Consider the following 25,953-nt stretch of genomic DNA (forward strand, 5'->3'; position numbering starts at 1 on the left):
CCACGCCGCACGCTGGAAAATGCCATGCCCGAGACTCCTGAATTGACGCGTCCGGCGCGCATCATCGTCGCGGACGATCATCCGCTGGTGCTGTTCGCGCTTGAGAATCTGCTTGCCTCGCTGTCCAATCTGCGCGTCGTGGCGCGCGCGCAATCGGTGCCGCAATTGTTCGAGGAAGCGCTGCTGCACGACTTCGACCTCGCCATGCTCGATCTCTATATGCCCGGCGAGTGCGGCGAGGACGGCCACGGCGCGGTGCAGCGCTTTCAGCGCACGTTTCCCGACAAGGCCGTCGTGGTGCTCACGATGGAAGACGAGGCCGAGGCGCTGCGCAACGCCATCAACCTGAACGTCGAAGCGGTGCTGAGCAAGCGCGACCGCATCGACCTGATTCCCGTCGCCATCGCGTCGGCCATGGCCCGCGAGCATTACATCGGGCCGGTGGTGCGCGACCTGCTGAAGAAGGCGGAGCGCGAGCAGCGGCGCGAGGAAGTGCTGCGTCTGCTGTCGCGGCGCGAGTTCGAGGTGCTCACGCATTACGCGTCCGGTCTGGGCGTGACCGAGATCGCGGGACTGCTCGGGCGCAGCGTGAAAACCATCAGCGCGCAGAAGTGCGCGGCCATGAAAAAGCTCGCGCTCACGAGCGATATCGATCTGTACCGCTTCGCGCTGGAGTGCGGCGTCGTGCAGGGCGAGGGCCGCTGAATGACGGCGCTGGCGGAGCGCGTGCGCGTGATCGTCGCCGACGATCACGAGTGCGTGCGCATCGGCGTCATCGGGCTGCTGCGCGCATCGCCGCGCATGCAGGTCGTGGCCGAAGCGAGCGACACGCATTCGCTCGCCTGCCAGCTCGACGCGCACGCGTGCGACGTGGTGGTGTCCGACGTCTGCATGCCGGGCATGGATGGCGAATACGGTTCGCTCTCCATGCTGCGCCGTCTCGTGCGCGCGCCGCACGCGCCCGCCGTGGTCGTCCTGACGATGATCTCCAGCGCGCCCATGCTCAGCGGCCTGCTGCATCACGGCTTGCGAGCGATCGTCGACAAACGCGACATGCCGCATGCGCTGCTGCCCGCCATCGACGCGGCGCGCGGCCGCATGCCGTTTCAGTCCGCCTGCACGCGCGCGGCGCTCGACCGCGCGGGCGCGGACTGCGAGCCGTGCATCGGCGTGCCGAGCGCGCGCGAGTGGGAGGTGCTCCGGCTCTATGTGCACGGCATGCCGATCGGCGCCATCGCGCGCCAGCTCGGGCGCAGCGTGAAGACCGTCAGTACGCAGAAGCGCAACGCGATGCGCAAGTTCGGCCTTGCCACCGAGCGCGAACTGATCGACTTCGCCACGCAGATCGGTCTGACCTGACGCGCACACGAACCGCGTGCCCCTCCGACGTTCTGTCAGATTTCGCGAGCGTCTGGGGCTGAATCCGCTTCGCATTTTTCGGAGTTGTCCTATCTGTCGATGGGACTTGCCTCTTCATAATTTAAAGCTCGACGCGCGATTTATCGCGAATGATTTCGTTCGATCGCGAATTGCTGCGATCTGTCGGATATCGCCGGCCGGGCTTTCCTCGTCGGCCATCGGCCCATCGGCATTGCCCCTTCCTGACATCGCTGGCCTGGCGTCCGGCGCCCTTGCTGGCCGTCGGCGTGACTGCGCGCGTTCTTTGCGATTCGTGCATTTCGAGCGTTTCGCGAAACCGCATCGCCCGGCGTCGTCAGGACAAGGAGACACAACCATGAAGCTCGTAGACCGTTTGGCGGTGGAGGGCGCGGGCACCGCCTGGCTCGTGTTCGTCGGCTGCGCGAGCGCCGCACTCAGCGCGGGCGTTCCCGCGCAGGGCTGGAATGTCTTCGAAACCGCGGCCGCATTCGGCCTCGCGCTTGCGGTCGTCGCTTACGCGTCGGCGCGCGTGTCGAGCGCGCACTTCAATCCCGCCGTCACGATCGGCTACGCGGTGTCGGGGCGCTTTCCGGTGCGCGACGTCGGGCCGTATATCGCCGCGCAAACCGTCGGCGCGCTCGCGGGCACGGCCTTGCTCGCACTGGTCGCGAGCGGGCGTCCGGGCTTTTCCTTCGCGGTGTCCGATTTCGCCAGCAACGGCTACGACGAGCATTCGCCCAGCGAGTACGCGTTCGGCGCGGTGGCGGTCGTCGAGTGCGTGATGGCCTTCGCGTTCGTTCTCGTCCATCTCGTGATGTCGCGCTCGCCGCAGCGCCGCAAGGGCGCGCCGGCGGCGCTCGGCGCGTGCTTCGCGGCGATCTATCTGATTGCGATTCCCGTGAGCAACGGCGGCATGAATCCGGCGCGCTCGACCGGCCCGGCCTTGTTCGTCGGCGACTGGGCGCTCGATCAGCTCTGGCTGTTCTGGGCCGCGCCGATGCTGGGCGGCATCGCGGCGGGCATCGTGCACCGGCTGGCGCTGCATCTTCGCGCCCGCGCGCGCGCGCCGGTCGAGGCGCCGCGCGACGCCCACCGCGCCGACTGAGCGAGGCGCTGCGCTTGCCGATCTTCACGCTCCCGTCCACCTGCACCGCGCACGGTTGTGCGCGCGGGCGTGGCGCGCGCGTCGCGGCCATCGGCAAAACGATCACGCTCGCGCTCATCCTCTGCCTGGCCGTCTTGCTGACTGCGCTGCTGACAGCGTGGGTCGCGCCCGCGCGCGCGCAGCCCGCCGCGACCACGACCGACGCCGTCATCGCGAGCGACGCGGCCACCTTGCCCTCGCGGCTCGTCGTGGGCGTGCTGGCGGGCGGCTGGCCGCCGCTCGAAGTGCTCGATGCGAACGCGCTGAGCGGCTTCAGCGCCGACTATCTGCGCCTGCTCGTGGGGCCGTCGGTGCAACTCGTGCCGCGTATCTATCCCGATATGAGCGCCTTGCTCGCGGGCGCATGCGCGGGCGAGATCGACGTGGTCATGAGTCTCGCGCGCGTGCCGCAGCGCGAGCGCTGCCTCGCGTTCACGGTGCCGTATCTGGGCGGCGGCAGCGCCTTCGTCACGCGCTCGGGCAACGAGGCGGTTGCCACCACGGCGGCGCGGCTCGCGCACGCGCGCATCGCCGTCGAGAAGGGCTTCGTGTTCGATGCGCTGCTGCGCGAGCGCTTCCCGCGCGCCACCGTCCTGGCTTTCGCGAATACCGACGCCGCGCTGCACGCGGTCGTGCACGGCGCGGCGGACGTCTACGCGGGTTTCGCGCCGGTCGTGCGCTATCAGCTTTCGTTCGACGACTACGCGGGCCTGCGCGTCGCCTTCGAGGAGCGCATCAAGGTGCGCGAGCTGCGCTTTGGCGTGCCGGTGTCGAAGGCCGCGCTGCGCGACCGGCACAACGTGCTGGCGAGCGGCGTGCGCCCCGCGGCGGCGGCGGCCGTGCAGGCGCGCTGGCTCGACAGCCGCGCGGTGGCTGCCGACGGCGGCCCGCCGCTCAACGTGCAGCGCGTGCCGCCGTTCGCGCTCGACGCAAGCGAGCGCGCGTGGCTGCGCGCGCTGCCGCCGCTCAAGGTGGGTCTCGACCCGGACTGGCTGCCGTTCAGTTCCGTGAGTGCGCGCGGCGGCCCCACGGGCATGGCGAACGACTATCTCGATTATCTGAGCCGCACGCTCGGCGTGACGTTCGAACGCGTGCCGGTCACCCACTGGCTCGGTGTCGACGCACCGTTCCGGCGCGGCGATTTCGCGCTGCTCGCCGCCGCGATCGACGAGGGCGTGCTGACCGAGGGCACGCGCTACACGCAGGCCTACGAGCGCTATCCGCTCGTGATCGTGGGGCGCCGCGACGAGCCGATGTCGCGCGGCCTCAAGGAGTACGCGCGACGCCGCGTGGTGCTCGCGCCGCACTCGCCGCCGCCGTCGCTGCTGTTCGGCAACGCGATGCCGGTGCAGATCGTGCGCGCGCCCACGCTCGACGCCGGGCTCGCGCTGGTCGAGCACAATCAGGCGGACGTGCTGATCGGCAATGCGGCGGCGCTCGATGGTCCGCTCAGCGCGCGTTATCTCGAAACGCTCAAGGTGCTCGGCGCGACCGGCATCGACGGATCCACGGCCTTCGCCGTGCGCGGCGACCTCGCGCCGCTCGCCACGCTGATCGACCGCGCGCTCGACGCCATGTCGCCGCTCGAACAGCAGCAGATCCGCAATCGCTGGACCGCTGCGGCCGCCGGGCGCGGCGGCGGCTGGAGCGTGAACGCGCTGCGTCTGCTGCCGCTCGTGATCGTGTTCGGCGTGGTGCTGCTGGTCACGCTGCGCGCCCATGCGCTGCTGCAGCGCGAGATGCGCCGCCGTCGTCGCGCCGAGCAGGTGCTCGCCAAGCAGGTCGAGCTGCAGGACACGATGATGGAGATGATTCCGTATCCGCTCGGCGCGCGCGATCTCGACAATCGTTATCTCGCGGTCAACCGCGCCTACGAGGAAGTGACCGGGCTGAGGCGCGGCGAGGTGCTCGGCCGCACTGGCGCGGCGGTGGCGGCGTGGGGGCTGGAGAACAGCCAGTGCGTCGACGAGCTGTATCGCATGACGCTGGAGACGGGGGAGAGCCAGCGCGTCGAACTGGGCTTCGAGGGCGCGGGCGGCACGGCGAACGCGCAGAACGCGACGGGCGCGACGGGCGCGACGGGCGCGAGCGTCGCGGTGGAACGCGAAAAACGTCACGGTATTTTCTGGACGCGTCTGTGCCGCGACGTGCATGGCGCGCCGTTCTGCGTGCTCGGCACGATGATCGACATCACCGACATCCGCCGCGCCGAACTGCGCGCGCGCGAGTCCGAGCGCCTGCTGTCGGACGTCACCGGCTCGCTGCCCGTGATCGTGTTCCAGCTGCGCCGCCACGCGGACGGACGCTACGCGTTTCCCTATCTCGCGGGCGACACGGAAGGTCCGCTCGGCGACTCCGCCGCCGAACTGATGCGCGCGAACGCGCTCGATCTGTCGCGCGTCGACCCACGCGACCGCGCGCGGCTGGCCGCGAAGCTCGAACGCTCGGCGCTGCGGCTCGCGCCTGTGAATACCGAGTTCCGCTTTCAGGGCGCGACCGGGCTGCTCTGGGTGCGCGCGGAGTTCGTGCCGCGCCGCGTCGAGAACGGCGCGGTGGTCTGGAGCGGCTATGCGGTGGATGCGAGCGTGGAGCACGCGCGCGCCGACGAACTGGCCCGCGCGCGCGACCTCGCCGAGGCGGCGTCGCGCGCCAAGGACGATTTCCTTGCGATGATGAGCCACGAGATCCGCACGCCCATGAACGGTGTGCTCGGCCTCATGGAAGTGCTCGAACGCACGCCGCTCAATCCCGACCAGCATCAGATGGTCGGCATGGTGCACGAATCGGCGGGCGCGCTGCTGCAGATCCTCGACGATCTGCTCGACTATTCGAAGATCCAGGCGGGGCGGCTGGTGATCGACTCGGAGCCGTTCGACGTGCGCGAGCTGGTCGACAACGCCGTCGGGCTGCTCGCCGGGCGCGCGCACGAGAAGGGGCTCAGGATGCGCGTGGACGTCGAGCCCGGCGTGGCGGCGCAGTTGCGCGGCGACAGCGGGCGGCTGCGGCAGATTCTCTTCAACCTGCTCAGCAACGCGATCAAGTTCACGCCGCACGGCGAGGTGAGCGTGGGCGTGGCGGCGTGCAACCTCGCGCCTGCCGTCGATGCGCCCGCGCGCCAGCGCGTGACGCTGTCGGTGACCGACACCGGCATCGGTATCGCGCCGAAGGCCCAGGCGCAACTCTTCGAGCCTTTCGTGCAGGCCGAAACGTCCACCACGCGGCGCTTCGGCGGCACGGGCCTCGGCCTCACGATCTGCCGCAAGCTCGCGGCGCTGATGGACGGCACGCTCGAATTGCAGAGCGAGCTGGGCCGCGGCACGCGCCTCGCGCTGCATATCGATCTGCCGGTCGAAACGCTCGCGGTGCAGGCCAACGGTCTGCGCGGCAAGCGCGCGGCGGTGGTCTGCGACGATGCCGGCGTGGCGGAGGCGTTGATGCACTTCGGCGCGTCGCTCGGCATGGAGATGACGCGCCTCGAAGCCGGCGACCGGCCGCGGCGGGCGCTGCGCGCGATGGTGAAGCAGGGCGGCGTGGATCTGGTGTTCGCGTCGGAGGCGCTCGCGGGCGAGTTCGACGGGCAGGGCGCGCCGCTGTTGCGGCTGACCGAAAATCCCAAGCCGAGCGGCTATCGCGTGGCGGAGAACGGCGTGCGCGTGAGCATCAATCCGCTTTCCTGGCGCGGCTTGAGCGCGGCATGCGCGATGGCGCTGTCGGGGCTGCCGAACATCGCGGTGCGGCCCGCTGCCGCCGCCGAGGGCGTGCTCGCCGCGCCCGATCGCGAGAAGGAGCGGGCGGCGGGCCGCCTGATCCTCGTGGCCGAGGATCATCCGGTCAACCAGGAATTGATCCGCCATCAGCTTGCCTTGCTCGGCTTCGCGTGCGACGTGGTCGACGACGGCGCGCAGGCGCTCGAGGCGCTTGAGCACGAGCGCTACGGCTGCCTCATCACCGACTGTCATATGCCGAACGTCTCGGGCTACGATCTCGCGCGCCGCGTGCGCGAGATCGAGGCCACGCGCGAGCGCGGCGCAACGGCCGACACCAGCGACGCCGCGCGCCTGTCGATTCTCGGCATCACCGCGAACACGGCGCCCGAAAACGTGCGCCTGTGCTATGAGGCGGGCATGGACGACTGCCTGATCAAGCCGACGCGCGTCGCGACGCTGCGCGAGCACCTCGCACGCTGGTTCGGCGCGGAGGGCGTGCATCGCGCGGCGCCGGAGAACACCGCGACGTGTGCGAAAAAGGCGGCGCAGCCAGTGCCGCATGCATCGTCGGAAGACGCGGATTGCGCGGGCTGCACGGACACTGCCGCCATCCACTGCAAGACGGCACCCGGCCAGCCGGGCTCAACGGCGTCCGCGACATCGGCAACACGCGCTCCCGAACCGCTCGATCTCGCGCACATGATTCAGGTGTGGGGCAGCGAGGCCACCGTGAAGACGCTGCTCGGCTCGTTCGTGAGCGCCGTGCGCGAGGATCTGGATGCGCTGCCGCCGCTGCTCGTTGACGTGGATATCGCGCGTCTGCGCGACTGGCATCACCGGCTCGCGGGCGCGGTCGGCGTGCTGCAATATCCGGCGCTGCTCGCGGTCCTCGAAACCTATCGCCGTCACATGAACAGTCACACAGCGGAGCAGTTGCGCGAAGAGGGATTCGATTTGATCCGCGCCTGTCATGCGATGCTCGACGGCATCGAGCAACAGGCGGCGTTGTTGGCGTGAGTGAGATTGAGCGAGCTTGATCGGGCTTAATCGAGCTTGAGCGCCCTTATCTGTAAGTGCTTGCTGTCAGTGAAATGACGTGAAACTGACAGGACTGCCAGATTAAAAACGCAGTTCAACGCACGCGCCGACGCAGCAAAAAAAAACGCGGCCGAAGCCGCGTTCAAGCTTGGAGACCCTTCGATGAAGAGTCACTTCTCGCACTCCGAAGCTTAGTCCGCGAGCCGACAAAAATCGAGATAAAAACGGTCAATTAACTATTACATGAATTGTCGATAATCGTCTGACGCGGCGACTCGTGCCGCCGGAACCACTCGACGGTGAAATCCACGAACGAGCGTGTTTTTGCGGGCACGTGACGGCGGCCCGGATAGACGAGCGAGAGCTCCTTGTCGGCGTCGCGGATCTCGTAGCCGTCGAGCACGCGCACGAGCGCGCCTTGCGCGAGATCGGCGGCGACCTGGCTGGCGGGCAGGAACGTGATGCCCATGCCCGCGAGCGCCGCCTGGCGCAGCATCGCCGCATTGTTGACCGCGTACGCGGGTTCGATCAGCACGGCCTCGCGCGCGCCGCCCGACGCCGCGAAGTGCCACTCGTTGCCGTGGATATCGGCCGATGGCGCGAGCAGCGTGTGGCGCGCGAGATCGGCGGGACGCACGGGCGCGCGATGGCCGTCGAGATAGGCCGGCGACGCCACCGCAACCGGCGCGATGGTGACGAGCGGCCGGCGGATCAGCGTGCCGCCGCTGACCTGACGCGGCGCGACGATGCCGGCGTCGAAACCTTCTTCGATCAGATCGACGGGCCGGTGCAGCAGCGTGAGTGCGAGCCGCACTTGCGGAAACGCGGCGAGATACTGCTTGAGCAGCGGCGTGAGGCCGTGCAGCGAAAACGACGCGTGCGCGACCACGCGCAGGGTCCCCGACGGCACCGACACGCCGTGCGCGATCTGCGTCTCGACCCGCTCGAGATCTTCGAGCAGATGACGGCACGCCTGCGAATAGGCGCTGCCCGCCTCGGTCAGCGACACGCTGCGCGTGTTGCGGTTGATGAGACGCGTATCGAGATGGGCTTCGAGCAGCGCCACGTAGCGCGTGACGACCGCGTTCGAGAGATTGAGGCTCGCGGCCGCGCGGCCGAACGAGCCGTGTTCGGCAACGCTGACGAATACGCGCATTGCCTGCAATTGATTCATGTTCTTCGGTCGCATCGACGTGGGCGCCGCGTCGGCGCGTAGTGAGCGCGGAGCGGCGCCTGGGAGAGGGGTGAATTTAAATGAATGCGCGGTAAAAGCTTTAAAACACGTTTTACATTCGATGAATAAAAATCGTGGAATAAAGCGAAATCGAGCGCGGGACTTTACGCCGCCGTTGCCGGATAGTACCGATCGAGTTGCCCCCTTGAAAATGAGACTGATCCGAATCTTCGAGCGTCGCCGTCGATATCGTGTTGTCTCCCGACAACGCTATATCGGGATAGTCGGAGGCGCGATGCACATGCCTGAAAAATAGAGATAAAGCGAGCGCATTGATACTCAAGCGCTTGCAGGGTTAACCAGGGGAATCATTCGACATTTTCAAAAATGCTTTTGCTCGATGACGGGATGGCTGCCGTAAAACTGACGCCCATAAACTTCGGGTTGCATATCAATGCGGCGCCCCACTCGCGGCGCGAGGGATCTGGCGAGGCCGGCACCTTGCCCGGCGGCGACATCCACTTTTGCCGAAAGGCTTTGCATCGAAGGAAGCATATGAAAAAGAATCTGGTTATCGCAGCGGCAGTCGCTGCGACGTTCGTATCGGCGTCGTACGCGCAAAGCAGCGTCACGCTCTACGGTATCGTCGATGCAGGGTTCACGTACACGACGAACATCGGCAACGAACGTAATTTCGCGCTGACGAGCGGCAACGTCCAGGCAAGCCGTTGGGGCCTGCGTGGCGTCGAAGATCTCGGCGGCGGCCTGAAGACGGTCTTCAACCTCGAAAGCGGTTTCGACGTGATGAACGGCACCAACGCCGTCGGCGGCAAGATGTTCAATCGCCAGGCATTTGTCGGCCTGACGCACGCCCAGTTCGGCACGGTCACGCTCGGCCGTCAGTTCGACTCGGTGATCGACTACGTCGGCCCGCTGATGGCGGTCGGCACGTGGGGCGGCACCTACATGGCGCACGTCATGGACAACGACAACGGCAACGGCTCGTTCTCGATCAACAACTCGATCAAGTACCGCAGCGCGAATTACTCGGGCTTCGAGTTCGGCGGCATGTACGGCTTCTCGAATCAGGCCGGCGGCTTCGCGAACAACCGCACGTACAGCGCGGGTGCGAGCTACCAGAACGCCGGTCTGCGCGTGGGCGCGGCTTACCTGCAGGCGCAGGGCATGGACCGCAACGGCAACGGCTCGGTCGACAGCTCGCCGCTGACCGTGTTCGACATGAATCACCGTCAGCGCACGTGGGGCGCCGGTGCCAGCTACACGTTCGGCCCGGTCGTCGCGGGCGCCGTATTTACGCAAACGCGCCTGAATGGCGCTGTCGGCGGGTCGGTGCGCTTCAACAACGCGGAAGGCAACGTGCGCTACAACCTGACGCCGGCACTCGGCATCGGCGCGATGTACACGTACACCAACGTGAACGGCGACGGCGTTGACAACGGCACCGGCAGCAAGTCGGCGCACTGGCATCAGTTCGGCCTGCAAGCCGACTACGCACTCTCGAAGCGCACCGACGTGTACCTCGAAGGCGTTGGTCTGTGGGGCTCGGGCCAGAACGCCGTGGGTCTGACGCAAGTCGGCGCTTCGTCGGACGGCGGTGTTTCGTCGTCGAAGAACCAAGGCGTCATCACGACGGGTATCCGTCACCGCTTCTAAAAAGGGCGAACCGCGCGATCCGGTTCCCGGCCGGATCGCGCGGCTTGTTGCAAACAAGTTGGGTAGGTAGTCGAGTCGTACTTGGGTTGAAGAGCGTCGTTCGCGGCGCTCTTTTTTTTCGCCTGTCACTTTCAGTGCGCTTTCCACGGACTTTCCGCTTGCGCGTTGCGGCATGGGCATCCGACGCCGTTGTCGGATTTGCACTAGCATGTGGCTACACGTGCGCAGCCGTTGTCGAATGTTCTGGTGCGCCGCGTCAAAACAAACGGAGAACTCCCATGAAAGCGCTTCGTCCGCTGCAGTTTGCTCTCGCACTGTGTGTCCTCGCCTCCAGCGCCGCCTTCGCCGATACCGTCGCGCTCAAGGCCAATCTCGAACCTTCCAGCGAAGTGCCGCCGCGCGTGAGCAAGGGGCATGGCGTGCTCAACGCGACATTCGATACGTCCACGAAATCGCTGAACTGGACCATTACCTACGAAGGGCTGTCGACGCCGGTGACGGCCGCGCACTTCCACGGCCCGGCGCCGGTTGGGCAGAACGCCAACGTGCAGGTGCCGATTGCGAAGGGTGAACTCGCGAGCCCGATCAAGGGTTCGGCGACGCTCAACGACAAGCAGGTCACCGAGCTGATGGCCGGCCAGTGGTACTTCAACGTTCACACGCAGCAGAATCCGTCCGGCGAGATCCGCGGCCAGGTGCTGCCGGCGAACTGAGCGATGCCACCGATGGCGGGGCGCGATTCGATGCGCGATTTGATGTGCGATAGCGTCCGCATGATTCAACCTGGCCACCCCACAAGGAGCCGATGACCCCATCGACAAGCCGCACGCGCGGCGCACGGAATCCCGCCTGATGAGCCTGCAAAGCAAGCTGATCTGCTGGGCGCTGCGCCGCCGCTTCTTGCCCGAGACGCGCAAGCCCGTCGACGTGGCGCGCACCCGTGCGCTCACCGAGAAGCGCGTGTGGCTGCCGCCGGTGCCGAAGGGCTGGCAGCTTTACGCGCAGCCCAGTCAACGCGAAGAGGGCGAACAGAGCGAACTTGTCGAACAGGGCGCAGCCGACGCCCCGTCCGTGCGCGGCGAATGGCTCGTGCGCGAGGGCGGGGCGCCGCGCACGATTCTCTATCTGCATGGCGGCGGCTACTACTTCTGCTCGCCGAGGACGCATCGCGCGATCACGTTTGGCCTCGCCACGCGCGCGGACGCCGATGTGTTCTCGCTCGATTACCGCCTCGCGCCCGAACATCCGTTTCCTGCTGCGCTCGACGATGCGCTGGCCGCCTATCGGCGCTTGCTCGACGAGGGCGCGCCGGCTGCGTCGCTCGTGATCGCGGGCGATTCGGCGGGCGGCGGGCTCGCGCTCGCGACGCTGATCGCCTTGCGCGATGCCGGCGATCCGCTGCCGGCCGGCGCGCTGCTCTACTCGCCGTGGACCGATCTCGCCTGCACGGGCGCGTCGATCCGCGAGAACGACGGCCGCGATCCGATGTTCTGCGGCGACGTGTTCGCGCGCATCGCGCCGCTGTATCTGGGCGCGGCGAACGCGGCAAACCAGACAAGCGCGACGCATCCCTACGTCTCGCCGCTTTACGCCGATTTCCACGGCTTGCCGCCGCTCTTTCTGCTGGCGGGCAGCACCGAAACCCTGCTCGACGACACTTTGCGCGTGGCCGAGCGCGCCCGCGCGGCGGGCGTGAGCGTCGAGTGCGAGATCGGACGCGATCTGCCGCATATCTGGCCGATCTACGCGCCGTTCATGCCGGAGGCGCGCCGCGCGCTCGACGCATCGGCGCGTTTCGTGCAGCGCGTGAGTGCCGCCGACGCCACCGCGCGGGCACGCAAGGCCGCGTTGCTGCCGACGCAAACCGTCGCGTGACGCGGCGCGCGGACCCCGCGTTCAACTTACGTCGTCAAGCGCGCGCTTATTCGAGCGCGAGATCGATCGCGTCATAGGCCGCGTGGATGGCGGCTTCGCCGTATTTGCGCTCCAGCCGCCGCACGGTGAAGTGCCCGTGCGCGACGTTCTGGAAGTGATCGATGAACACCGTGTTGACCATCGCGCCGAGCACCGCGCCGATGGCCGGAATCGATTTCGCGGCCACCTGTTCGCTGACCTGCACGGAAAAGCGCGCGGCCACCGTCTGCATGAGCTTGAGGAGCGCCGTCGAGCCGTGCGCGGCGAAGCCCTTCGTCGCCATTTCCGACGACGCTTTCGAGACCGCTTGTGCGAGCGCGCCGCGCACGATGAAGTAGCCGAAGTCGGCTTCGTCGTCGGCGGCGGAGCGTCCGCCCATGCCGAACACGGTGAGGCACTGGAGCTGCGCGTCGGCGCCCGCGAGATCCTCGCCTTCGCTGCGCGCGATATCGCAGATCGAGCGGAACATCAGCGTGGTCGTCACGGGCAACTCGACGGGCAGCGCGAACAGGCCGAACGCGCCGCCCGCCGCGCCCGTGGTGGCGACGGCGAATTTGTGCAGCAGGTTGCTGGGCTTCGACGCGGATAGTTTCTCGGCGACGGCCGGTCCTTTCGACCCATTCGTTCCGCTTTTCAAGCCGACGTTCGCCAGCAAGCCTTCGCCCTGCTTGCCGAGCGTCTTGAGCGCGATCTGCAAGCACTTGCGAAGCGCGGCCTGGGTGGCGTCGTTGACCTTGTCGTTGGCCATCGCGGGCAGTTTCGCGATCAGCTTTTCGACCGGCGCGCCGACGATGGCGGCCAGCTTCATGCCCAGCGGCGGCGTTTCGAGTTCGTGCTTCGCGCGCTTGAGGGCGGCGAGATCGGCGTCGCTCAGAGCGGAAAAATCAGCGGATAAATCGACATTCGTCCCCATAAATCTCCCGAGGAAAACGAGCCGGAAACGGCGCGGAAACGACCCGAAAACGGCGCGGCGGCGGGTGGCCAGCGCGTACTCGTGTGCAAAAGCGGCGTGCAAAAACCGTGCGCCGCGTCGAATCCAATCGCAGGCAAAACCAGGGCAAACGCCGGTTCGATGCCCAGTGTAGAGGATCGTCCCCATGCTATGATGCGAAATCTTTGACGCGTCAAACGTTGCGGGATCAAAAAATGGCCGTTCATACCGCCGCCCACCATTCCAGCGGGCAGGTACTGCCGTTCCGCGAGTCGCTGCTCGCCATGCTCGGCGTCTCGTTCGTGACCATGCTGGTCGCGCTCGACCAGACCGTGGTCGGCACCGCGTTGCCCACCATCGTCGCCGACCTGCGCGGCTTCGAGCTCTACGCGTGGGTCGCCACGTCCTATCTGCTTACCTCGGTCGTCACCGTCCCCATTTTCGGGCGGCTCGGCGATTACTACGGACGCAAACCCTTCGTGATCGCGTCGATCGTCGTCTTCACGGCGGCCTCGGTGCTCTGCGGCGCGGCCAACAGCATGTTGTTCCTCGTGATCGCGCGCGGTCTGCAAGGCATCGGCGGCGGCATGCTCGTGGGCACCGCGTTCGCCTGCATCCCCGATCTCTTTCCCGATTCGGTCGTGCGCCTGCGCTGGCAGGTGCTGATGAGCTCCGCGTTCGGCATCGCCAACGCGGTCGGGCCGTCGCTCGGCGGCTTTCTCACGCAGTACTACGGCTGGCGTTCGGTGTTCTACGTGAACCTGCCGGTCGGCCTGCTTTCGCTGTACTTCGTCTGGCGCTTCCTGCCGCATCTGCGCCAGGTCGCGCACACCGGACGCATGCGGCTCGATTGGCCCGGCGCACTGCTGATCGCCGTGACGCTCGGCTGCCTGCAACTGTTCGTCGAACGTCTGCCCGAACATGGCGTGACCTTCGGCGCGCTCGGCTTGCTCGCACTCGCCGTGGCGTCGGCGTGGGCGCTGTGGCAATGGGAGCGGCGCTGCCCGCAGGCGATCCTGCCCGTCGACATGTTCCGCAACGCGAGCCTCAACGCGCTGTTCACGCTCGCCGTGCTCGGCGGCTTCACGATGTTTTCGCTGCTGTTCTACGCGCCGCTGCTGTTTCAGGGTGGCTTCGGCATGTCGCCGAACGAGGCGGGCGTGGTCATCACGCCGCTGGTGGTGTTCATCACGATCGGCAGCATCGCGAACGGGCGCATCGTGTCGCGCATCCGCAATCCGAACCTGATGCTCTACATCGGTTTCGCGATGCTCGCGATCGCCTGCTTCGCGGTCGCGGTCGCGACGCGCTCGATGCCGCGCGGGCTGCTGATGACGTTCATGATCATCGGCGGCCTCGGGCTCGGTTTCGTGATGCCGAATCTCACGGTGTTCGCGCAGCAGACGGCGGGCCGCGAGCATCTGGGCATTGCCACGGCGCTGCTGCAGTCGCTGCGCATGATCGGCGGGATGATCGGCACGGCGCTGACCGGCACGATGGTCACGCAGCTCTACGCGAGCGGCGTGCAGAAGTCGCTCGCGGCCGACAATGCGACGCACTGGCTGCCCCAGCTCGCCGATCCGCAGATTCTCGTCAACCGCGACGCGCAGACCGCGCTGATTGGCGAACTCGCCAAGGCCGGGCACAATGGCGCGCCGCTGCTCGAAGCCGCGCGCGAGGCGCTGGTGGGCGCGATCCATCTGGGTATCGCACTGGCGGCGCTGATCGCGCTCGTGTCGCTGTGGCAGACGCGGCGCGTGCCGCTCATCAAGCTTCAGCGCAAGGTCGAGCCCGTGATACACGCGGATTGACGGCGGGTTTTCGCCGCGCATTCCTTCAACACCGCCCAACTCCGCTTTTACCGCCAGGCAGGATTTTTCAGCATGGAAACTCAGGACCGCATCGCCATCGTCCAGCAGTTCGGACGCACCTATCGCGCTTTCATGTCGGCGTTCGAGGCGCAGGTGGGGCATCCGCTGCCGCGCTGGCGCATCCTGCTCGCGCTGCACGACCAGAACGGCGAGTCGTCGCAGAAGCGGCTCGTCGAGCGCCTGCGCGTCGACCCGGGCGCGCTCACGCGCCAGTTGAAGCCGCTCGAAGCGCTCGGCTGGATCGCGCGCAGCGCCGATGAGCGCGATAACCGCATCACCAACGTGAAGCTCACGGCCGCCGGGCGCGAGGTGATCGAAGCGGGGTTGCCGCGCCGCAATGCGTTTTTGAACCAGACGATGTCGCTGCCCGACGACGCGCTCACGGCGCTCTCGGGCGCGTTGCGGATGATGGAGGAGCGCATCGGCGTGGTGGCGCAGGCGGCTGCGCAGGAAGGGGCGTGAATATCGCGTAGTGGCGTGGCGTGGCGTGGCGTGGCGTGGCGTGGCGTGGTGTGGCGTAAGGCACGCGCAAAAAATTCAGGCGGCGGCGCACCCACTGCGACCGCCGCCTTTTTCATCGAGACGCGGAAAAAATCAGAAGAACGTCTCGATCACTTCGGTCACGCGATACTGGCCGTCGACCATCAGCAACTGATGCCACTTGTCGAACGTGAGGCACGGGTGCGAGATGTCGAAGCCGATCATGTCGCCGACCTGAATATCGGCGCCCGCCGGGATCTGCAGATACGCGTGCTGATCCATCATCTGGAACACCGCCCAGCCTTCGCTCGCGGCGATCTCGCGCGGCGCGCCCGTCACCTGGCCGTCGCGTGACGGACGATAGTGGCGCGTGGCTTCGGGAAAGCCCGCGTCGAAGGCAGCGTCGCGCTTGCCGAAGCCGATGATCGCGCGGCCCGGCTCGGGAATCGACTGCACATAGGCCCACAGTTGCAGCGCGGGCAGCAGCGCCACGCCCATTTCGCGCGCGACCGGATTGCGCGTGAGGATCTGCGACTGCGCCTGCTTGTAGACGCCCACGTCGTGCGTGAGATAGCAGCCGGGGCGCAGCACCACGTCGATCTTGCCCGCCTGGCTGGCCTTCGCGAACTCTTCGGCGACCACGTCGTACCATGCCGAACCCGCGCCCGAGAGCAGCGCGGGCGAGCGCGCGAAGCGGCCCGCGGCGGTCAGTTCCTCGGTCACGTTGAGCGCGTCGCGCAGGAAGGTGCGCACTTCGCTTTCTTCCTTGAGGATGCCTTCGTAGATCTCCACGCCCGCGAGTTGCAGCGAGTCGGGATAACGCGCGATGGCGTCGAGCACGGCGCGGCGCATGTCGGCGTCGCGCACGCCGGTGCGCCCGCGCGGCACGCCGAGTTCGAGCAGCAGGTTCAGCGTGCGGTGCGAGGCGCGGAAGAATTCGCCGAGTTGTTCGACGCCCGCGACCGAATCGACGAGACAGAAGAACTCGAATTCGGGGTCGCTGAGCAGTTCGGCGATGATCGCCATGTTGCGGCGGCCCACGAGCTGGTTCGCCATCAGCACGCGGTTGACGCCGCCGCGATAGGCGGCGCGCGTCTGATGCGCGGTCGCGAGCGTGATGCCCCACGCGCCCGTTTCGAGCTGGCGGCGGAACAGCTGCGGCGCCATCGTGGTCTTGCCGTGCGGCGCGAGCTTCACGCCGTAGCGCGTGACGAAATCCTGCATCCACTTCAGATTGTGTTCGACGCGGTCCGCATAGAGAACGGCCGCGGGCAGGCTCACGTCTTCGGCCAGCAGATTCCATTCGAGACGCGCCGCGTCGTGCAGCGGCACGCTCGGGCCGGGCACGTTGCCGAGGCCCTTGCTGCTCGGGTCGATCGTCGCACTCTGATAGTTTGTAACTTTCATCTCGGTTCGCTCCATATTCTCCATTACGCCTGATATTACGGTACAGACAGGTTCGGCGTTGACTCGGTGATAGTACACAAAGTACCATCGCTTCGTGAATTGTTATTTACTAACACGAATTTTGTTACGGCTTACGTCTTGCCTTCCATGAACTCCGCCGCTGAACCGGGCCGTTTCGACATCGTCGCCCGCATCGCGCAATGCGTGCCGGATCTGCGTCCGGCCGAGCGCGATGTCGCCGCCCTGATTCTCGACGATCTCGCCGGCGCCGCGCGCGCGAGCATCGGCGAACTGGCCCGGCGCGCGGGCGTGAGCGTCGCCACGGTCACGCGCTTCGCCAAGGCCGTCGGCTGCCACGACGTGCGCGAACTCAAGCTGCGTCTCGCTCAAGCGGCCGCCGTCGGCGAGCGCTTCCTACGCGGCGCGGCCGGGCAGGGCGAAGCGGCCGAAGCCCAAGGCGGCAAAGGTGGCAAGCGCGGCAATGCCGCAAAGCGCGCCGGACGCCACGCCGCCGACGCCCCCGACGCCGCCGAACCGCTCGCTACCCGGGTTTACGGCGAGATCCACGCCGCACTCGAGCAGAATCACGAATTACTGCGCCAGGCGCCATTCGCTGAGGCCGCCGCCGCGCTCGCGCAGGCCCGCATGATCTATGTGTTCGGCATGGGCGGCGGCTCCAGCGCGCTCGCCGACGAGATGCGCTTTCGCCTCGTACGTCTTGGACGCCCCGTCGCTTCATACCAGGATAGCCTGTTGCAACGGATGGTGGCGAGCACGCTCGCGCCCGACTGCGTGGTCGTCGCGTTGTCGCTAACAGGACGCGTGCCCGAACTGCTCGACGCGTGCCGCATCGCCCGCGACTACGGCGCGAAGCTGATCGCCGTGACCGCGCCCGCGTCGCCGCTGGCCGCGCTCGCCGACTGGCTTGTGCCGATCGTCGCGAGCGAGACCGACTTTATCTACAAGCCGTCGTCGTCGCGTTACGCGATGCTGATGGCGCTCGACGTGCTCGTGACCGAACTCGCGCTCGCGCAGCCCGAGGCCAGCCGCGAATTGCTGCGCCGCATGAAGCACACGCTCGACGCGCATCGCGGCACCGCTGGGCGCGGCGGCGAGCGCCAGCCACTGGGAGACTGACATGCATTCGCACCCCGAAGCCGCCGATACGCTGATCGTCGGCGCCATGCTTTACGACGGCACGGGCGCGCCGCCCGTCGAACGCGACGTGGCGCTGCGCGACGGACGCATCGTCGCCATCGGCAATCTGTCGAACTGGCTCGCCGAGGAAGTGATCGAGGCGAACGGGCGCGCGCTCGCGCCGGGCTTTATCGACGTCCACACGCACGACGACACGCACGTGATCCGCTCGCCGCAGATGCTGCCCAAGATCAGCCAGGGCGTGACGACGGTGGTGGTCGGCAATTGCGGGATCAGCGCCGCGCCGGTCACGCTCAAGGGCGATCCGCCCGATCCGATGAACCTGCTCGGCGCGCGCGATGCGTTCGCTTATCCGACTTTCGCCGCGTATGTCGAGGCCGTGAACGCCGCGAAGCCCGCCGTGAACGTCGGCGCGCTGATCGGCCATACGGCGCTGCGCAACAATCATCTCGACGACCTCAAGCGCGCGGCCACCCATGACGAAGTCGCGGCTATGCGCGCGCAGCTCGAAGAGGCGCTCGCGAACGGCGCGCTCGGTTTGTCGACGGGACTCGCTTATGGCTCCGCCTACGAGGCCTCGACCGAGGAAGTCGCCACGCTCGCCGAGCCGCTCGCCGTCGCGGGCGCGCTCTACACCACGCATATGCGCACGGAATTCGACGCGATTCTCGACGCGATGGACGAGGCGTATCACATCGGCAAGCACGCGCGCGTGCCCGTGGTGATCTCGCATCTGAAGTGCGCGGGGCCGTCGAACTGGGGGCGCAGCACCGAAGTGCTCGCGTCGCTCGACGGCGCGCGCAAGTATCAGCCGGTGGGCTGCGACTGCTATCCGTACAGCCGCAGTTCGTCGACGCTCGACCTCAAGCAGGTGACGGGCGATATCGACATCACGATTACGTGGTCGACGCCGCATCCCGAGCAGGCGGGCAAGCTGATCAAGGACATCGCCGCCGAGTGGGGCGTCTCGCAGCAGGAGGCGGGCAAGCGGCTGCAACCGGCGGGCGCGGTCTATCACAACATGTCCGAGGACGACGTGCGCCGCATCCTCTCGCATCCGGCGACGATGGTGGGCTCGGACGGCTTGCCGAACGATCCGCTGCCGCATCCGCGTTTGTGGGGCGCGTTTCCGCGCGTGCTCGGCCATTACGCGCGCGACGAGCAACTGCTGCCGCTCGAAGAGGCGGTGCGCAAGATGACGGGTTTGTCGGCGCGGCGCTATGGGCTCGCGCAGCGCGGCGAAGTGCATGTGGGCTGGCACGCCGACCTCGTGCTGTTCGACCCCGCGAAGGTGCGCGACGCCGCGACGTTCGACCAGCCGCAGCAGGTGGCCGAGGGCATCGACGCGGTGTGGGTGAACGGCGTGCTGTCGTATCGCGACGGCCAGCCGACCGGCGAGCGCGCCGGGCATTTCGTGGCGCGCGGTCCGCGCGAGGCGAACGCGAACGCTGGCGCGACTGCCCACGCGGACTTTTAAGCGGATTCAATTTCGACACGCGGCGCAGCGCAGGACGGCGCGCGCCGCACGATCTCAAAGGAGCAAACGATGAAACGATATGGAGTGGAAGGCGGCAAGGGCCAGGGCGGTCAACATCTGCCGTTCGCGCGCGCCGTGGAAGCCGACGGCTGGCTTTACGTCTCGGGCCAGACGCCGATGGAAAACGGCGAGGTGATCAACGGCGGTATCGTCGAGCAGTCGCACAAGACGATCCAGAACGTGTTCGCCATCCTCAAGGAAGCGGGTTACGGCCCGGAACACGTGGTGCGCTGCGGTGTATGGCTCGACGACGCGCGCGACTTCCAGTCGTTCAACAAGGTGTTCCGCGAGTACTTCGGCGATCATCCGCCCGCGCGCGCCTGCGTGCAGTCGAGCATGGTGATCGATTGCAAGGTGGAAGTGGATTGCGTGGCGTATAAGGCGCCAGCGGGGAAGTAAGGCCGGAGCCTGGTTGATGCCAGGCCGATGCCGGGCGAAGGCGAAAAACGGCTGTCCGTTAGCGGGCGGCCGTTTTTTTATTGTCGTGACCATCGCGCGGCGTGCGCCGCGAGATGCGCAGTTCGACTTTCATGCCCGCGGCGACGGCCATGTTGATGAGCGAGTCGAGCGAGAACAGGTCGATCTTGCCGCGCACGAGATCGGACACGCGCGGCTGGGTCACGCCGAAGATCTTCGCGGCTTGCGCCTGGCTCAGTGCGTTCTCTTTGATGTATTCCTCGAGCGCGATCATGAGGTCGCAGCGCAGCGTCATGTTTTGCGCGGCTTCGGGCGTGGCTTCGAGCGCATCCCAGACGCTGTCGAACGTTTCGGTTTTCATGCTTCGGGCTCCGGTTTGAGGGCGGCGCGGTAGCGCTGCCGGGCAAGCGAAAGATCGCTGAAGGACGTCTTTTCCGTTTTCTTCATGAAGCAGTGCAGCACGTGAACGGTGTTGCGGATGTTCGCCACGTAAAGCACGCGAAACGCGCCGCGCAGGTCGCGCAGGCGAATCTCGCGCGCACCGGGTGCGACTGGATTCATGGGCTTCCAGTCGTGCGGATCGAGGCCGTGCTGCACGCGGCGCAACTGGCGCCCGGCTTCGGTACGCACTTTTTCAGGGAAGCGCTTCAGGTCGGCTAGCGCGGCGCCGCAGAATTCGAGCGGTTTGACATCGGTAACTTTATACAAGATTTTATATCTCCTCCAGAGGACTGAGGCCCAATTCCAGTCCGATCACCATCGGGCCTGACATGCCTCAAGTCTCTGGAGAGCCGGCGGATCGCGCCCCCGATTCCATCAAGCGCGTCACCAACGTTGGCCGTCCGGCCAGGCGCGCATATCCCAATATCTGAACGCCCCCATCACATATTGGAGATCGCGGAAAAACCGCCCTACAATCCAACCCATCCGACAGGGCGCGCGCAGCAATGGCAACAAGTTCGCGCCCGACGCAGTCGGCACCACTCAAGACAAAGCCCGGCGGCGGCGCACAGCGTCAGTCCAGCCAGGCGAAAACCGGAGACGTTTGCCATGTTCCAGCCAGCGGAAAACGCGGCCACTCGCCGTGCGTCCACGCATCGGGCGCCGCCTCGCGCCCGCGCGCACCTCCCTTCACCGAAACATGGCTCGCGCGCCGTCGTCTGACGCCGCGCGCTCTCCCAACGTCCTTCCGATCGGCCTCGCCATGAACAAAGCGATGTCCCCGACGCTCGCCGAACGCCTCGCCGCCGCCTCGAACGGCCAGGCCGCGCCCGAAGCCGCCGTGCACGCCGCGCGTGCCATGCACGCCGCTCCGCGCGCACCCGCCGCAGCGTCCACCGCGACGCCCGCCGCAGCGGCCTCCGCGACGTCCTCCAAAGCCCGCCCCGGCGGCGACGAAATCCTCGGTTTGCCGGGCGCGCTGCTCGACGGCTCGACGCAAGCCGGCACGCAGACGCTGCTGCGCGGCCTCGCGATCCTCGAAGCGGCCGCCGCCGGCGTGCGCGATCTGCGTTCGTTCGGCGCGGTGCTCGGCACCACGCGCAGCACCACACATCGCCTCGTGTCGAGCCTCGTGCAGGCGCGCTATCTGCGTCAGGTGCAGGGCGGCTATCTGCTCGGCCCGAAGCTGATCGAACTCGGCACCATCGCACTCGAACAGATGCCGCTCACGGCGGTTGCGCGCACGCACCTCGAAGCGCTCGCCGACGCCACGCTCGACACGATCCACATGGGCGTACGCGACGGCGACGACGTGCTCTACATCGACAAGATTCCCGGCCAGCGCGGCCTCGAAATGCGCTCGCGCGTCGGGCATCGGATGCCGCTCGCGTCGACGGGCATCGGCAAGGCGATGATGCTCGACCTGCCGCCGCAGTCGTGGCGCGATCTGTTCGAAGCGTCGCGCCGCACGCTCGCGGGCGTGAGCTTCCGCCCCGATCACAGCCTCGACCCGGACACCTTCATCAAGCGCATGGCCACCTACGCGGCGGGCGGCTACACGTTCGATCTGGAGGAGAACGAAGTGTCGATCCGTTGCGTGGCCGCGCCCGTGCGCGACGCGTCGGGCGCGATCGTCGCGGCGCTCTCGGTGGCGAGCACGATTCCCTATATGCCGCTCGAACGCATGGACGAGCTGATCCCGGTCGTGCAGCGCGAAGCGCGCGCGATCTCGCAGGAACTCGGCTGGCGCGCGCCGCAACCCGCTACGCGCAGGATCCGCCGATGACAGGCCGCACGACACAAGAACACATGGAACAGGGCAAGGACACCCACGCCACGGCGCAGCCGGGCGCGCGCAAGGCATCGCTGATCGCGCTCGACTGGGGCACGACTTCGCTGCGCGCGTATCTGTTCGACGCGGCGGGCGAGGTGATCGATACGCGCGTCTCGACGGCGGGCATCATGAATCTGCCGGTGCCGGCCGAAGAGGGCGGCTTCGACGCCGCGTTCGACGAAGCGTGCGGCGTCTGGCTCGCGCAATCGCCGACGCTGCCCGTGCTGGCGGCCGGCATGGTCGGCAGCGCGCAGGGCTGGCTGCAGGCGCCTTACGTGGAAACGCCCGCGGGCGAGGACGCGCTGGTTGGCGGCATCGTCAAGGTGCGCGCGGCGTGCGGCGTCGACGTGGCCGTGGTGCCCGGCGTGCTCGAACCGGGCGCGCTGCCCAACGTGATGCGCGGCGAGGAAACGCAGATCTTCGGCGCATTGAGCGCGATGAATGCAACGAGCGCAACGAGCGCAGCGGGCGATTCAGCCTCGGCGCAAGCCACGCTGATCGGCCTGCCGGGCACGCACGCGAAATGGGCCGTGGTGGAAGGCGCGCGCATCGCGCGTTTCTACACCTTCATGACGGGCGAGGTCTACGCGGCGCTCTCGGCGCACACGATTCTCGGCCGCACGATGAAGCGTCCCGCCGCGCCCGATACGGCCGCGTTCCTGCGCGGCGTGAGCGTGGCGCGCGAACACGGCAGCGCGGGCCTGCTCGCCACGGCGTTCAGCACGCGCACGCTCGGCCTCACCGAACAACTCGCGCCCGACGAGCAGCCCGATTACCTCTCGGGACTCGTGATCGGCCATGAACTCGCCGGGCTCGAAGCGGTGCTGGCGCGCCGCGACGTCGCGCTGGCCGCGTGCGCGCCGCAACTGATCGGCGCCGATGCGCTGTGCGAGCGCTACAAGCTCGCGCTCGCGCAGTTCGGCTGCACCGGCGCGCATCTCGTGCGCCATGCCACCGAGCGCGGATTGTGGCGCATCGCGGTGCGCGCGGGCCTCGTGGCGGCAAGCTGAACGCCGCGACGCACGACGCCCCCGCGCCATCGAGCGCAAGCAGGCACGTACACAGCAGCAAGCACCGCAAAGCAACGTAAAGCACCGAACACACGAACAGGACACGCCATGCAACCCGAACTGAACCTGCCCGCTCCCTACACGCCGCACGCGGGCTTCGTCGCCGCGTTCGCCGCGTGCCGGATGGTCGCGATCGTGCGCGGCATCAAGCCCGCCGAAGCCGCAGAACATGGCCGCGCGATCTACGAAGCGGGTTTTCGGATCATCGAGGTGCCGTTGAATTCGCCGTCGCCGCTGGAGAGCATCGCGGCGCTGCGCGCCACGCTGCCCGCCGACGCGCTGATCGGCGCGGGCACCGTGCTCACGACCGAGCGCGTGCGCGACGTGAAGGCCGCGGGCGGCGAACTGATCGTGATGCCGCACGCCGACACCGACGTGATCCTCGCCGCGAAGCTGCAAGGTCTCGCCTGCGTGCCGGGCGTCGCCACGCCGACCGAGGCGTTCGCCGCGCTCAAGCATGGCGCCGACGGCCTCAAGATGTTCCCCGCCGAACAGCTCGGCCCGGAAGTCACGAAGGCCTGGCGCGCGGTGATTCCGGCGATCGTGCCGCTGCTGCCCGTGGGCGGCGTGAAGCCCGACAACATGGGACCGCAACTGGCGGCGGGCGCGAGCGGCTTCGGCCTCGGCTCGGCGCTCTACAAGCCGGGTCAGGACGTGGCGGCCACGCGCGCGAACGCGCTCGCGTTCATCGCGGGCTGGCGCGAGACCGCAAGAACGCAGGGTCAAATGCAAGGGGCGAAGGCATGAACCGACTCGCGGGCAAGGTCGCGCTCGTGACCGGCGCCGGACGCGGCATCGGCGCGGCGATCGCGCGCGCGTTCGCGGCGCAGGGCGCATCCGTCGTGCTCGCGGAGCTGGATCTGGAGACGGCGCAGGCCACGGCTCGCGATATCGCCGCAGCAAGCGGCAACGCGAACGTGCTCGCCGTCAAAACCGACGTCACGCAATCGGCCTCGGTTCAATCGGCGGTGAGCGCAGCGGAGCGCGCGTTCGGTCCCGTCGACGTGCTCGTGAACAACGCGGGCATCAACGTGTTCGCCGACCCGCTGACGATGACCGACGACGACTGGCGCCGCTGTTTCGCCGTCGATCTCGACGGCGTCTGGCACGGCTGCTGCGCCGTGCTGCCTGGCATGGTCGAGCGCCGCGCGGGCAGCATCATCAACATCGCCTCGACACACGCGTTTCAGATCATTCCGGGCTGCTTCCCGTATCCGGTCGCCAAGCACGGCGTGATCGGCCTCACGCGCGCGCTCGGCATCGAATACGCGCCGAAGAACGTGCGCGTGAACGCGATCGCGCCCGGTTACATCGAGACGCAACTGACGCACGACTGGTGGAACGCGCAGCCCGATCCCGAAGCGGCGCGCCGCGCGACGCTCGAATTGCCGCCGATGAAGCGCATCGGCAAGCCCGAGGAAGTGGCGATGACCGCCGTGTTTCTCGCCTCGGACGAAGCGCCGTTCATCAACGCGAGCTGCATCACGATCGACGGCGGACGCACGGCGCTGCATCACGAATGAATACGCCGTCACCCCGAACAAAAAAAGCAATAACGAAGAAGAGCAGACAGCAGTAAAAAAACGCAGCACGAAGGCAAAAGAAAAAAGCAGGACATTCGCTCAGCGCTGGCCGCGCGCGCGGGCGGACGGACGAAAACAAGCGGCCGCTACCCTTCCCGTGACTGAAGAAGACAGGAGACTGACACCATGCAACGCAGGATTTTCCTCACGCTGATCGCCGCCGCGACCACGGCCGTGCTCGCTCATATGCCCGTCGCGCAAGCGGCCGATCCGGTCAAGATCGGCTTTCTCGTGAAGCAGCCCGAAGAACCCTGGTTCCAGGACGAATGGAAGTTCGCGGAAGCGGCCGCGAAAGAAAAGGGCTTCACGCTCGTGAAGATCGGCGCGCCTTCGGGCGAGAAGGTGATGAGCGCGATCGACAATCTGGCGGCGCAAAAGGCTCAGGGCTTCATCATCTGCACGCCTGACGTGAAGCTCGGGCCGGGCATCGTCGCCAAGGCCAAGGCCGACAAGCTCAAGATGATGACGGTCGACGACCGCCTCGTCGACGGCGCGGGCAAGCCGATCGAGTCGGTGCCGCACATGGGCATTTCGGCCTACAACATCGGCAAGCAGGTCGGTGACGGTCTGGCCGCCGAGATCAAGAAGCGCGGCTGGGACATGAAGGACGTCGGTGCGATCGACGTGACCTACGAGCAGCTGCCGACGGCGCACGACCGCACCAGCGGCGCGACCGACGCGCTCGTGGCCGCGGGCTTCCCGAAGGCGAACATCATCGCCGCGCCGCAAGCCAAGACCGACACGGAAAACGCCTTCAACGCCGCCAACATCGCGCTGACGAAGAACCCGCAGTTCAAGCACTGGATCGCCTACGGCCTGAACGACGAAGCCGTGCTCGGCGCCGTGCGCGCAGCGGAAGGCCGTGGCTTCAAGGCCGACAACATGATCGGCATCGGCATCGGCGGTTCGGATTCGGCGCTCAACGAGTTCAAGAAGCCGCAGCCGACGGGCTTCTACGGCACCGTCATCATCAGCCCGAAGCGTCACGGCGAGGAAACCTCTGAACTGATGTACGCATGGATCACGCAAGGCAAGGAACCGCCGATGCTCACGCTGACGACGGGCATGCTGGCCACGCGCGACAACGTGGAAAGCGTGCGTCAGCAGATGGGTCTCGCGTCGAAGTAAGCGCCTGATCGAAGGGCTTTGAGGTGTTTCCCGCTGCGGGGCGGCGGGCCAATCCGATGAGGGAT

24 protein-coding genes are annotated in these 25,953 nt (G+C 67.3%); 17 read left to right on the top strand and 7 right to left on the bottom strand.

Going from position 1 to position 25,953, the window contains the following annotated elements:
• Positions 1–24 precede the first annotated feature (24 nt).
• From LDO54_RS11875 to LDO54_RS11890, 4 genes are all read left to right on the top strand, one after another.
• The gene (locus LDO54_RS11875; RefSeq protein ID WP_224010423.1) at positions 25–705 is read left to right on the top strand and encodes a response regulator transcription factor; all 681 of its coding nucleotides are present in this window, start codon (positions 25–27) and stop codon (positions 703–705) included.
• Entirely contained in the window at positions 706–1,359 is a 654-nt protein-coding gene (locus LDO54_RS11880) for a response regulator transcription factor (protein WP_310632581.1), read from the top strand.
• A gap of 376 nt (positions 1,360–1,735) precedes the next feature.
• Positions 1,736–2,485: an aquaporin gene (locus tag LDO54_RS11885; RefSeq protein ID WP_224010425.1), complete on the top strand. Its 750-nt coding sequence runs from the start codon at positions 1,736–1,738 to the stop codon at positions 2,483–2,485.
• A 14-nt stretch (positions 2,486–2,499) separates the two neighbouring features.
• A complete protein-coding gene (locus LDO54_RS11890; protein ID WP_224010427.1) occupies positions 2,500–7,248 on the top strand; it encodes an ATP-binding protein in 4,749 nt (1,582 codons plus the stop codon).
• A 253-nt stretch (positions 7,249–7,501) separates the two neighbouring features.
• On the opposite strand, the gene LDO54_RS11895 is transcribed toward LDO54_RS11890, so the two are convergent.
• On the bottom strand, positions 7,502–8,458 hold the full coding sequence (locus LDO54_RS11895) for a LysR family transcriptional regulator (protein WP_224010429.1): 957 nt from the start codon (positions 8,456–8,458) through the stop codon (positions 7,502–7,504).
• Between the two features lie 366 nt (positions 8,459–8,824).
• Positions 8,825–8,986 (bottom strand): hypothetical protein, encoded by a 162-nt coding sequence (locus tag LDO54_RS11900; protein WP_224010431.1) that lies wholly within the window; start codon positions 8,984–8,986, stop codon positions 8,825–8,827.
• Positions 8,987–8,998: 12 nt separating this feature from the next.
• On the opposite strand from LDO54_RS11900, the gene LDO54_RS11905 reads away from it, so the two are divergent.
• The 3 genes from LDO54_RS11905 (at position 8,999) to LDO54_RS11915 (ending at position 11,992) form a co-directional block, all read left to right on the top strand.
• Positions 8,999–10,117, top strand: coding sequence for a porin (locus tag LDO54_RS11905; RefSeq protein WP_224010433.1), 1,119 nt, complete (start codon positions 8,999–9,001; stop codon positions 10,115–10,117).
• Positions 10,118–10,395: 278 nt separating this feature from the next.
• Positions 10,396–10,830: a CHRD domain-containing protein gene (locus LDO54_RS11910; protein WP_224010436.1), complete on the top strand. Its 435-nt coding sequence runs from the start codon at positions 10,396–10,398 to the stop codon at positions 10,828–10,830.
• 139 nt (positions 10,831–10,969) lie between these two features.
• Positions 10,970–11,992 carry an alpha/beta hydrolase gene (locus LDO54_RS11915; RefSeq protein ID WP_224010438.1) on the top strand — a complete coding sequence of 341 codons (1,023 nt, stop codon included), beginning with the start codon at positions 10,970–10,972 and terminating at the stop codon, positions 11,990–11,992.
• 46 nt (positions 11,993–12,038) lie between these two features.
• Here the strand turns inward: LDO54_RS11915 and LDO54_RS11920 are convergent, their stop codons facing one another.
• Positions 12,039–12,944, bottom strand: coding sequence for an EcsC family protein (locus LDO54_RS11920; protein WP_224010440.1), 906 nt, complete (start codon positions 12,942–12,944; stop codon positions 12,039–12,041).
• Positions 12,902–13,189 (bottom strand): hypothetical protein, encoded by a 288-nt coding sequence (locus LDO54_RS11925; protein WP_224010442.1) that lies wholly within the window; start codon positions 13,187–13,189, stop codon positions 12,902–12,904. Before LDO54_RS11925 ends, LDO54_RS11920 begins: the two co-directional genes overlap by 43 nt.
• On the opposite strand from LDO54_RS11925, the gene LDO54_RS11930 reads away from it, so the two are divergent.
• A complete protein-coding gene (locus LDO54_RS11930; protein ID WP_224010444.1) occupies positions 13,178–14,773 on the top strand; it encodes an MDR family MFS transporter in 1,596 nt (531 codons plus the stop codon). The two genes, LDO54_RS11925 and LDO54_RS11930, sit on opposite strands and share 12 nt — an antisense overlap.
• A 72-nt stretch (positions 14,774–14,845) precedes the next feature.
• On the top strand, positions 14,846–15,295 hold the full coding sequence (locus LDO54_RS11935; protein ID WP_224010446.1) for a MarR family winged helix-turn-helix transcriptional regulator: 450 nt from the start codon (positions 14,846–14,848) through the stop codon (positions 15,293–15,295).
• Positions 15,296–15,427: 132 nt separating this feature from the next.
• On the opposite strand, the gene LDO54_RS11940 is transcribed toward LDO54_RS11935, so the two are convergent.
• Entirely contained in the window at positions 15,428–16,720 is a 1,293-nt protein-coding gene (locus LDO54_RS11940) for an amino acid deaminase (RefSeq protein ID WP_224010448.1), read from the bottom strand.
• A 147-nt stretch (positions 16,721–16,867) separates the two neighbouring features.
• Between LDO54_RS11940 and LDO54_RS11945 the strand changes: the two genes are divergently transcribed.
• The 3 genes from LDO54_RS11945 (at position 16,868) to LDO54_RS11955 (ending at position 19,814) form a co-directional block, all read left to right on the top strand.
• Positions 16,868–17,857, top strand: a complete 990-nt coding sequence (locus LDO54_RS11945) for a MurR/RpiR family transcriptional regulator (RefSeq protein WP_224010450.1) — start codon at positions 16,868–16,870, stop codon at positions 17,855–17,857.
• Position 17,858: 1 nt separating this feature from the next.
• On the top strand, positions 17,859–19,355 hold the full coding sequence (locus LDO54_RS11950) for an N-acyl-D-amino-acid deacylase family protein (RefSeq protein ID WP_224010452.1): 1,497 nt from the start codon (positions 17,859–17,861) through the stop codon (positions 19,353–19,355).
• A 69-nt stretch (positions 19,356–19,424) separates the two neighbouring features.
• A complete protein-coding gene (locus LDO54_RS11955) occupies positions 19,425–19,814 on the top strand; it encodes a RidA family protein (RefSeq protein WP_065063098.1) in 390 nt (129 codons plus the stop codon).
• Between the two features lie 58 nt (positions 19,815–19,872).
• On the opposite strand, the gene LDO54_RS11960 is transcribed toward LDO54_RS11955, so the two are convergent.
• Positions 19,873–20,193: a helix-turn-helix domain-containing protein gene (locus LDO54_RS11960; protein ID WP_224010453.1), complete on the bottom strand. Its 321-nt coding sequence runs from the start codon at positions 20,191–20,193 to the stop codon at positions 19,873–19,875.
• A complete protein-coding gene (locus tag LDO54_RS11965; protein WP_224010455.1) occupies positions 20,190–20,540 on the bottom strand; it encodes a type II toxin-antitoxin system RelE/ParE family toxin in 351 nt (116 codons plus the stop codon). Before LDO54_RS11965 ends, LDO54_RS11960 begins: the two co-directional genes overlap by 4 nt.
• Positions 20,541–21,036: 496 nt before the next feature.
• On the opposite strand from LDO54_RS11965, the gene LDO54_RS11970 reads away from it, so the two are divergent.
• The 5 genes from LDO54_RS11970 (at position 21,037) to LDO54_RS11990 (ending at position 25,888) form a co-directional block, all read left to right on the top strand.
• On the top strand, positions 21,037–22,059 hold the full coding sequence (locus LDO54_RS11970) for an IclR family transcriptional regulator (protein ID WP_436975556.1): 1,023 nt from the start codon (positions 21,037–21,039) through the stop codon (positions 22,057–22,059).
• A gap of 23 nt (positions 22,060–22,082) precedes the next feature.
• Positions 22,083–23,117 carry a 2-dehydro-3-deoxygalactonokinase gene (locus tag LDO54_RS11975; protein WP_224010508.1) on the top strand — a complete coding sequence of 345 codons (1,035 nt, stop codon included), beginning with the start codon at positions 22,083–22,085 and terminating at the stop codon, positions 23,115–23,117.
• A 108-nt stretch (positions 23,118–23,225) separates the two neighbouring features.
• Positions 23,226–23,924, top strand: coding sequence for a 2-dehydro-3-deoxy-6-phosphogalactonate aldolase (locus LDO54_RS11980; protein ID WP_224010457.1), 699 nt, complete (start codon positions 23,226–23,228; stop codon positions 23,922–23,924).
• Positions 23,921–24,700, top strand: coding sequence for an SDR family oxidoreductase (locus LDO54_RS11985; RefSeq protein WP_224010458.1), 780 nt, complete (start codon positions 23,921–23,923; stop codon positions 24,698–24,700). The genes LDO54_RS11980 and LDO54_RS11985 overlap by 4 nt, the downstream gene beginning before the upstream one ends.
• 186 nt (positions 24,701–24,886) lie before the next feature.
• Positions 24,887–25,888 (top strand): arabinose ABC transporter substrate-binding protein, encoded by a 1,002-nt coding sequence (locus tag LDO54_RS11990; RefSeq protein ID WP_224010461.1) that lies wholly within the window; start codon positions 24,887–24,889, stop codon positions 25,886–25,888.
• The last annotated feature ends 65 nt before the right edge of the window (positions 25,889–25,953 follow it).

This window comes from Paraburkholderia tropica, assembly GCF_914484835.1.
In the GTDB taxonomy this organism is placed as follows: domain Bacteria; phylum Pseudomonadota; class Gammaproteobacteria; order Burkholderiales; family Burkholderiaceae; genus Paraburkholderia; species Paraburkholderia tropica_A.

Coding starts and splice junctions, on each gene's coding strand:
- LDO54_RS11915 (WP_224010438.1), top strand. CDS start 10,970: ATGAGCCTGCAAAGCAAGCTGATCTGCTGGGCGCTGCGCCGCCGCTTC.
- LDO54_RS11990 (WP_224010461.1), top strand. CDS start 24,887: ATGCAACGCAGGATTTTCCTCACGCTGATCGCCGCCGCGACCACGGCC.
- LDO54_RS11970 (WP_436975556.1), top strand. CDS start 21,037: ATGAACAAAGCGATGTCCCCGACGCTCGCCGAACGCCTCGCCGCCGCC.
- LDO54_RS11900 (WP_224010431.1), bottom strand. CDS start 8,986: ATGCAAAGCCTTTCGGCAAAAGTGGATGTCGCCGCCGGGCAAGGTGCC.
- LDO54_RS11935 (WP_224010446.1), top strand. CDS start 14,846: ATGGAAACTCAGGACCGCATCGCCATCGTCCAGCAGTTCGGACGCACC.
- LDO54_RS11960 (WP_224010453.1), bottom strand. CDS start 20,193: ATGAAAACCGAAACGTTCGACAGCGTCTGGGATGCGCTCGAAGCCACG.
- LDO54_RS11925 (WP_224010442.1), bottom strand. CDS start 13,189: ATGAACGGCCATTTTTTGATCCCGCAACGTTTGACGCGTCAAAGATTT.
- LDO54_RS11885 (WP_224010425.1), top strand. CDS start 1,736: ATGAAGCTCGTAGACCGTTTGGCGGTGGAGGGCGCGGGCACCGCCTGG.
- LDO54_RS11910 (WP_224010436.1), top strand. CDS start 10,396: ATGAAAGCGCTTCGTCCGCTGCAGTTTGCTCTCGCACTGTGTGTCCTC.
- LDO54_RS11980 (WP_224010457.1), top strand. CDS start 23,226: ATGCAACCCGAACTGAACCTGCCCGCTCCCTACACGCCGCACGCGGGC.
- LDO54_RS11930 (WP_224010444.1), top strand. CDS start 13,178: ATGGCCGTTCATACCGCCGCCCACCATTCCAGCGGGCAGGTACTGCCG.
- LDO54_RS11920 (WP_224010440.1), bottom strand. CDS start 12,944: ATGGGGACGAATGTCGATTTATCCGCTGATTTTTCCGCTCTGAGCGAC.
- LDO54_RS11975 (WP_224010508.1), top strand. CDS start 22,083: ATGGAACAGGGCAAGGACACCCACGCCACGGCGCAGCCGGGCGCGCGC.
- LDO54_RS11945 (WP_224010450.1), top strand. CDS start 16,868: ATGAACTCCGCCGCTGAACCGGGCCGTTTCGACATCGTCGCCCGCATC.
- LDO54_RS11950 (WP_224010452.1), top strand. CDS start 17,859: ATGCATTCGCACCCCGAAGCCGCCGATACGCTGATCGTCGGCGCCATG.
- LDO54_RS11875 (WP_224010423.1), top strand. CDS start 25: ATGCCCGAGACTCCTGAATTGACGCGTCCGGCGCGCATCATCGTCGCG.
- LDO54_RS11940 (WP_224010448.1), bottom strand. CDS start 16,720: ATGAAAGTTACAAACTATCAGAGTGCGACGATCGACCCGAGCAGCAAG.
- LDO54_RS11905 (WP_224010433.1), top strand. CDS start 8,999: ATGAAAAAGAATCTGGTTATCGCAGCGGCAGTCGCTGCGACGTTCGTA.
- LDO54_RS11880 (WP_310632581.1), top strand. CDS start 706: ATGACGGCGCTGGCGGAGCGCGTGCGCGTGATCGTCGCCGACGATCAC.
- LDO54_RS11955 (WP_065063098.1), top strand. CDS start 19,425: ATGAAACGATATGGAGTGGAAGGCGGCAAGGGCCAGGGCGGTCAACAT.
- LDO54_RS11895 (WP_224010429.1), bottom strand. CDS start 8,458: ATGCGACCGAAGAACATGAATCAATTGCAGGCAATGCGCGTATTCGTC.
- LDO54_RS11985 (WP_224010458.1), top strand. CDS start 23,921: ATGAACCGACTCGCGGGCAAGGTCGCGCTCGTGACCGGCGCCGGACGC.